This is a genomic window from Verrucomicrobiales bacterium (genome assembly GCA_016793885.1).
Lineage (GTDB): Bacteria > Verrucomicrobiota > Verrucomicrobiia > Limisphaerales > UBA11320 > UBA11320.
Genome location: JAEUHE010000119.1, coordinates 1 through 8,038 on the forward strand (window position 1 = coordinate 1; position 8,038 = coordinate 8,038).

2 protein-coding genes are annotated in these 8,038 nt (G+C 59.9%); both read right to left on the reverse strand.

Features of this window, described 5'->3' with window-relative positions; all coding sequences use genetic code 11:
• Positions 1 to 199: 199 nt before the first annotated feature.
• On the reverse strand, positions 200 to 6,130 hold the full coding sequence (locus JNN07_13465) for a lamin tail domain-containing protein (protein ID MBL9168746.1): 5,931 nt from the start codon (positions 6,128 to 6,130) through the stop codon (positions 200 to 202).
• 414 nt (positions 6,131 to 6,544) lie between these two features.
• Positions 6,545 to 7,807: a hypothetical protein gene (locus JNN07_13470; GenBank protein MBL9168747.1), complete on the reverse strand. Its 1,263-nt coding sequence runs from the start codon at positions 7,805 to 7,807 to the stop codon at positions 6,545 to 6,547.
• Positions 7,808 to 8,038: the final 231 nt, after the last annotated feature.

Consider the following 8,038-nt stretch of genomic DNA (forward strand, 5'->3'; position numbering starts at 1 on the left):
AAAACCACGACTAACCCAGGGTAGGCGCTCCTGCGTCGCGCCAACCCTGGGCTTTGAGCCGGAATCCCTTTGGGATTCTAACATTTGGTCGAAGAACTTGTGGGTAATGCTTAGGGCACGACACCGCTGTTCCTTCACGCCGCATCAAGCCACAACGCTTACCTGAGAGAACTCCAGGCCCCATTCCCGTCAAAGGCCGTCACGGCCCGCTCACCCACTCGATGCGATAAAACCGTCGCGAGCGTTGCGCGGCTTCCGTGTCGCGGAACTGGCCTTGCGCTCCTGAGGCGGTCACCACCGCCGTCGCGTTCCAGACTGCAGCACCTAAATCATCCGAACTGAGAACGCGGTATTGCCCTCCGGTTCGCGCGCTCCAAGTCAGCGTGACCGCTCCCGAGGCATCGCTCTCCACACTCACAATCTGAATCGCTGGATGCACCGGACCGCTCTGATTCGCCGCGCGCGGCGTCGGTGACGTAAAGAACACATACGGTGGAGCAGCGCCATCGGTCGATCGCCCTTGGCTGACGTCGTCGGTCTGCCCTCCGAACAACACGGCATCCACCCGACGTCCATCCGGAGCGAACAGCCCGATCTGCTCCCCGCCTCCGCTCAGCTTGAAGTTGACGTGCAGATCGCTTCCCGCCCTGGTTTGGGAGGTTTCCTCGTCAGCCCACACCAGCAGATACCCACGAGCCGGTATGCTCACCCCCGCCGGAATCACAAACTTGCCCGGGGCTGATAAGGTATCGGTAAGCGTGTAGCCTGAAAGATCGACCGGGGTACTCTCCGCATTGTAGATTTCAAACCAATCTTCGAAATCGCCATCAGCGGGATCCGCGAGGCTGCCCCCGTTGCCCGCCAGCCATTCATTGATCCACAAAACGGCCGGACGACTGGCGTTGCTGTTCTGCGCGGAGGGCGTCGGATAAGCAAAGCGCTGGCTGCGATCCACGGCATCGGCCGGAAAGCGGCCGTAAGATTCATCAACACCCACTCCCCTATAACGCAGCGAATCCACAATCTGCACCGTATCCTCCAAATCCCGCGAGAGGACCAGCACACCGTCTCCTGTCGGAAGTCGAAAACTCGCGTGCAGCTCCGTAAGCGTGTTCTGCCCCAGCTGAGCGTCCAGCCAGACCAATCGGAATTGGCCTGGGCCCAGGACGGTGTTGGCCGGGAATTTCCAGCGCTGAAGCTGGTTGGGATCATCCGAAAGATACATCCCCCCCACGTCCACCGCGGTCGCCGAGGCGTTGTAGAGCTCAACCCATGGATCTCGCTCCCCAGCCCCATCCGCCAAGCCCGTAACGTTCTGCGGCTGCACCTCGCTCAGCCAGACGCCCGGGAAAGCCGGCAATGAGCGGTTAAAACGGTTTGGCTCTCCTGGGCTGGAACCCTGGGATGGCGTGGGGAACAGAAACAAGTTCAAGCCAAAGACCACGTCGGTGCTATTCGAGGCGGATTGATGCACTTCAACGGCCAGAAGGTTTTCACCCGCCACCAGATTGGTCAGCGCCAGCGTGACGGGGGATTCCAGAACCGCCCTCGCCACCGTGGCATTGGCCAACGTCCCCGGCCCCGGGGTGCCCGCCGGCAGGCGACGACGATAGATCTCCTGTCCATTGAGATAGAATGCGGCCCCATCATCCACCACCACGCCCAAGCGCGACTTCGTTAAACCCCAGGCATCCGGCAGGGTGAACTGCGTCCGAAAGTAGTGCGTAATCACCCGCGCCTGGGTCTCCGCATTGGTGAAGTTAAGCAGGGTCGTCTTCGGTACGGTGAGAGCGTCGACCGTGTTATAGAAGACGCCGGGACCCTGGTTCCAGCCGGAATCATCGAATCCCGGAATCTTCCAATCGGCCGGCAAGGCCGCGCCGGAATCCTCGTAATGCCAAGTGCTGCCCAGCGTGAGGGCCGAGACCTTGGATGCCGAGACCTGCCCCTGCCAAGCCGCCCAGTTGCCCGGTCGCCGGTGATCTTGAGTCGGGTCAATCAACTGAATCGAAGCTCCCGGCCGTGAGGCGCGGGCGGGCCAGGGTTCCTCATCGTCATAGGCAACCAGGTCGACCACCGAATTGGACGGACTCGGCTCCACCAATTTCAACGTCTCTCCAAAGGGATTGAGGTTGCCGTCGAACTCACCGGCGATCGGAATATGCCAACCGTAGGTTTTACCAAATGACACTCGATCCTTCACCACCACTAGAAACTCACCCGGGCTCAGGAAGGTTGGGGTTGGAAACACAAAATCGACGCCTTCAATCCGCCAGCCCGAAAGGTCGAAGGTCGTTCGTTCCGCCTGGTTATAGAGTTCGATAAACTCGGTTCGAGGCACCAACGGCAGGAACATGATCTCGCTAATGCCGACGTGTTCTCGCGCCACTTCCAGGGAACCGGTATAGGATATATTCACCGTGGCAGTCGCAGTCGGAAGCGAACGACCCACGCGATCGAAGCCCTGCACCACCAGGGTGTTGTCCCCCGGAACCAGCAGCACTTCGACGTTCCAATTGGAAACCGTGCTCCACTGAATCGGTAGAACCCGACCATTGACCTGCAGCGAGTTCACGACCGGCGACGCGGTGCCGCGAATGAAGATTCGGTTGGTGGAGCTCAACAGGGGGCTCCCTTTGGGACTGGTCACCGCGAAGGCGGGCGACACCTTGCGCAGCTCATTGGTCAGGTAAGCGCGCCGCTGGTTGATCCACGTCTTGATCTGGTTTCCGTTCACAAAGGAAACCGAGTTGGTTCGAAAAGCGGCATACTTGGAATCGAGAATGGCATCGACGGCCGTGCCCGGGCCGGAGATGAAGAAGCTGTCCACCGCCTCCTGAATGGCGGTCCAATAAGGACGCAGCAGCGCGGGAGTGGCGTAGATGCGATTCATCGAGGAATCGCCGAGGGTCGGGAAAAGGGCGCTATCGACCGGATCATTGAACACTCCCAGCCCGACATCGAAGTCCCAACTGTAGAGCTTCCAGCCATCGCGTTCAGGCTTGTACAGATAGGTGTTCTTCGCATTGGGATTGCCGAACGCATCCCAGAAGGAAGCCAGATCGTTCATGGCAAAGGTGCGCATCCAGTTTTCAATGTCCACCACCGAGTTGACCGCCGCGATGAACGCATTCGTGCCCGGAGCCGTCATGGCATCGATCAGCGTGAACAATTGCGTGAAGTCATGGGCTGAACCCTGGACGGCGCGCGGCCGCCAGTTCCAGCGATATCGCCCGAGCTTGCGCTCGCCATCGCTGGTCACGAAATCCTCCAACGAGTTCAGGACGCAGTTATTGCCCCCGATGGCATCGCCGCTGTCGGCGAACTCATCCCAGCAGTCAGTCTTGAGCAGCAGGCCCTCGCTGTCCTCCGGAAAAAACTCGCGCAGGGTGTTACCATCCGGCTGCTGAATGTCATCGGTGATGGCCCCGCGGCGGTTGCCGTTGACGTAAAGGTTCACATACCGCCGATACATGTTGGGCAGTCCATATTGCTCGCAGAACCAATACATGAGCTGCTCGCGCTGGTTGGTATCGTCGCGAATCGGATAATCGAAGGTGAAATGGTCCTCCCCCAGCAACGGATTGTCCGCCGGCAGCGTGATGTCATAGCCGCACAGACTGCCCACCGGGGTATCGTAGGTGGGAACCGTGTAGTAACTGCCCGCGTAACGGGCTCCGGCGTTGTATACAATCCGGTTCGTGCCAAAAACAAAGGTCGCATCCACCTCCTCATTGCTCATCTTTTCCCGGCTGCTCCAGTAGTTGAGGTTGCTCTGGGTCAGCCAGAATCGATAGGTACCGAAGGTGCTGCGCGGCATGGTTTCACCCACCCGATACAAGCATTCTCGACGCGGGGCGGCCGGCGGAAATACCGACTTCAGCGGCTGCACCGCTCGATCGGTGGCTTCGATTCGGAAGGCCACAAGTTTCCCGGTTCGCTGTCCGGGAATCTCACCCGAGTAGATCTGGTCCCCCGCCACCAGGTCAGCCCCGACGCCATCATCCTTCATCTCCACATCAAAGAGCAAATTGGTCGGATCGATGCGGTAACGAAGCATCACCGAAGCGAGGCCATCCCAGTCCATGACCCGAGCCGACACGCGCACCGGGGTGTTGGTCGGCGGCAGCACCGGGAAGTGCGCGACCTCAACAATGGTCGGCCCGATATTCTGACGCGCCTGGCTGTTTCGCTTGCCGGGTGTACCGAGCGCCGTGGGAATGTTGAGACGGCCCGGAGCCTCGAGCATGCCGCTGCGCAGTCGGAGCAGGAGATCGGTATTCCCCTTCAACCACCGCGCACGCCCACGTAGGGTGACCTCGTTTCCGATGGCAATGGCCGGCGTAAGCGCCCCGCGAACTCGATTGGCGACTTGGTCGCCGCGATCACTGGCAGACACTCGCAAGGCATTTCCGCCGTTAAAGCCAGAGTTGGTCTGCCAGGCGGTCGCCTTGTGGGTTCCCTGCCCCACCCAGTTCAAGGCATTGGTTTCAAAGCGAGGGTTGCGCAGACGATTCTGGCCGTTCACCAATACTTCCATATCATCGATCAAGGTCTCGCCCTTGCCAAAGAGGATCACCTGAAGCTGGTCGGCCGTGGACATTGAGGGATGGGGCATGTCGAGCACGCCGGTGTGCTCGATCAGGGTCCACTCTGACTTGCCTGATTCGTCGCTATCCGCCCAGCTGGCACCCAGAGAGTGGTCGCTGTGAGGAGTGATCAATTCCAAACTGCTGCCCCCTCCATCGGCCCAGGCTCCCCACTTGCCTCCGGTGGAGTAGGTCACCTCATCCACGGTGACATAACCCCGATAGTCCATCCCCGCGATGGAGATCGACTCCGGCCGCGCCAAAGCCAATCGCTCGCCGCGACCGGAAAGATTGCCTGAGAAAGGACCGAACAGCGTTCCGGCCTCGAGGCTGCCCTGATAACTCTGGAACCGCTGAGGGTCCTTGGCCACCACGACGTAGCCTCCGGCCGGGATTCGGCTGCCCGCCGGGAAAGTAAATTGGATGCCGTCCACCAAACGCCAGTCGCTGACATCCACCGGTTGGTTCCCCCAATTGTACAGCTCCACGTACTCGCCATCCGGCTGCTCTTTGGGCGGGTGATAGAAGATCTCGTTGATGACCACGCTCGAAGTCCGGAGCGGGGAATTGGCCAAGCCGGGGGTTGGGCTCGCCAGCAGACGCATCCCTTCCGCGCCATCCGGCTGCCGACCCACCGCGACGCCCTCGGCCTGCGCCTCCAAAGCCACTGCATGCACAATGCGTGCAGGATTGTCCGCCGCATGTAGAAAGAGAACATCCCCAGCCGGGCTCGGCGCAAAGCCCAGCTGCGCGAAGCTGAATTGAACCCAGCGACCAGCCGGCAGGAGTGCATCGATCCCGATCTGAAATCGATTGGTCACGGAGGCGCTGGAGATCCAGGCCCCCGACAGATCCGCCTCCTGGGTTCCGGCATTATAGAGTTCTACGAATCCGCCACCGAGGGACGAAGGTCTCGCCAAGACCTCATTGAAGACGACCTGTTCCAAGCTGCCCGTGGCCTTGGACTCCGCGCCTCCTGGCGACCCACCTGGCACGGTGCTCGCCACCCACGCGCGAGCATCGTCTTCTCCATAGGAAGGTCGCCCCAAAATCAGAGAGTGTCCTCGACCATCCGCCGCCAGCGGCCAAGGCGTCCAATCCGAATAGGTCAGATCCAACACGATGCCCCCACTCCGCTTCAATAACTGCACCGAGCCCGAATCATCAGGCAAGACGCCGGTCCAGGGTCCGAGGACTCCGGTAACTCCATAAACGGCTTGAACATCGCCAGGGGCCGCGGCGACCACGAGAAATCCGAAAGGTCCGACGATCGTGTTGCTGGGAAAAGTATAGTCGATGGAGCCCGTAAGGCGCCACCCGCTGATGTTCTCCTGAAAGGGATTGGAGTTATACAGCTCCAGGAACTCGAGATTCTTTCCATCCGAGCGTGTCTCGGGATGATACATGATCTCCGAAATGGCCATTCCGGTGCGTCGGCTGGAAGGACCGAGTGGTTCCAAGGGAAGGACTTCAGCACGAAGCGAGAGGCCAGCGAGGGAAAGGCACAACAGCCGAGCCAGAGAGCGATAAAGCGTGTTCATCAGGATCGTGGGACAGAGTAAGTCAGTTCAGGGATCGCTGCAACCCTGACAAACGGGAGGTAGAGACTCAAGGAGCAAAGGCCGGAGAGGGGGGATTCCCGGGTATGGAGTTCCTGCTTCGGCAGGGGCGGCGTCTCAGCTTGGTGTTGGGGAGCCCGAACCCGCAGGGTTCAAAGAAATCTAGCCGGGGGTGCCCGCACCCCCGGAACTGTTAAAAGTATGGGGCATCGCGCAGCGATGCCACCGGCTTCTGAGGCTTGCGTCACCCGACTCAAGGAACCTAATCAGTTCGTCAGTCCGTTCGCCGATGGGTGGCACGCCTTTCAGGGTGCTGTTCAATAGGGGGCCGACCAACCGGGGGTGTCGCTGCGCTCCACACCCCGGCTAATCTCTTTGAACCCTGCGGGTTCTTGGCTAGGGCCCCTTCTCCGGACGGGGAGCGCTGTCCGCCAACTTGAGGGCTTCCTCGATGAGAATCTCTCCCGTCATCTCACCCAAACTGGTGCGAGTTACATAGTCGTAACGACGAAAGCTGTTGTAGTCGACTTTGGTCAGCATGTAGCCGAAGGCGTCGTTGGTCAGACCGAACAACAGATTGTGCACCCCATGCATCTTGCGCTTGAGATAGAACCCGATGTTGGGCAGCGCCTCCCCAGGAATGGTGAGAATCTGAGCATTGCCCAGATTGATGAGGTTCATTTGAGTGCTGATGAAATCGCCCGGTTCTGGCGCCGGAAACCCCAGCGGCGAAAGGCGGGTGATCTCCAGGAGCATTTTGGACTCAACCGGGAAACGCACGCGACGAGCCGTGCAAAAGAGGGTTGGATCGGACTGCACCGGCGCCTTCGACAGCAACCTAAGCGCCTCGTCGGCAAGCAGGTTCCCGATACGCACACATTCCTCCCAGGTCCTGAAATCCTCCCCCTTGGGTCCACGATTGTCAGCAGTCACCATGCCCCCCTGGGCGCTGTTCAAAAAAATGCCCACACCAGCCCCCTTCTCCGTCAGGCGGTCATACAGCGGGCCCACCAGATCCGGGCTGCAAATGCCCACACTCGATCCGAGCACCTCCGGATGAATGGCATAGTTCACCAAGGTCGCGATGGGCTGGCCTTGGGCATTCAACGCCTGAATCACATGGCAGCGCTGGTCGTACAAAGTCTCGGCGTAGTAGTTGAAGGCGATCTTGCCCTTGGCCACCCCGGAAGCGATGCGAATGGAGGCAGGCTGGAGTTTAGATTGAGCATCCTTGATGGCCTCCGCCATCTGGTCCACCACACGATCCACATACTTCAGGTCGATGGAGAAGCCGCCCTTGCCATCGGGAAAACCATACATATCGGGAGCGCTGTGGGTGTGGGTGGCCCCAATCAAAATGTTCTCCTTGGGAATCCCCGCCACCTTCGCCCGAACCCGATCGCCCAACACCGAAGGAAATCCCAAGTAATCGCAGGAGACCATCGCCACCCGAGTTCCCTTCTGATCAAAAACCAAGGCGCGGACGGTCAGTTCGCCTTTCTTTTCACGCACGGGGTTGGCAGGACCGATTCCTCCCGACACCGGCAGCAAAGGATCCGGGGTGACAATCCGAACCGCAATTCCAGCTTGGAACTGGGCCGACAACAGGAGGGTTGACCCGAGCAGAAGGCCCAAGGCCAGAATGCGTGACGAGATCATTTCTGAACCGTGCCCTGATCCGGACTGCGGCTCAAACCAAAATTCGCCCGTCGCCCGCAAGGACCCCTAGCCATATGGAGTGCGGCAGCCCTCTCTGAGTATTACCCACAAGTTCTTCGACCAGATGTTAGAATCCCACAGGGATTCCGCCTCAAAGCCCAGGGTTGGCGCGAAGCGGGAGCGCCTACCCTGGGTTAGTCGTTGTTTTCTCACAACCCCAACGCGGGTTGC

Bases quoted from the DNA above. Each gene is read 5' to 3' on its own strand.
- JNN07_13465 (MBL9168746.1), bottom strand. From the start codon at position 6,130: ATGAACACGCTTTATCGCTCTCTGGCTCGGCTGTTGTGCCTTTCCCTC.
- JNN07_13470 (MBL9168747.1), bottom strand. From the start codon at position 7,807: ATGATCTCGTCACGCATTCTGGCCTTGGGCCTTCTGCTCGGGTCAACC.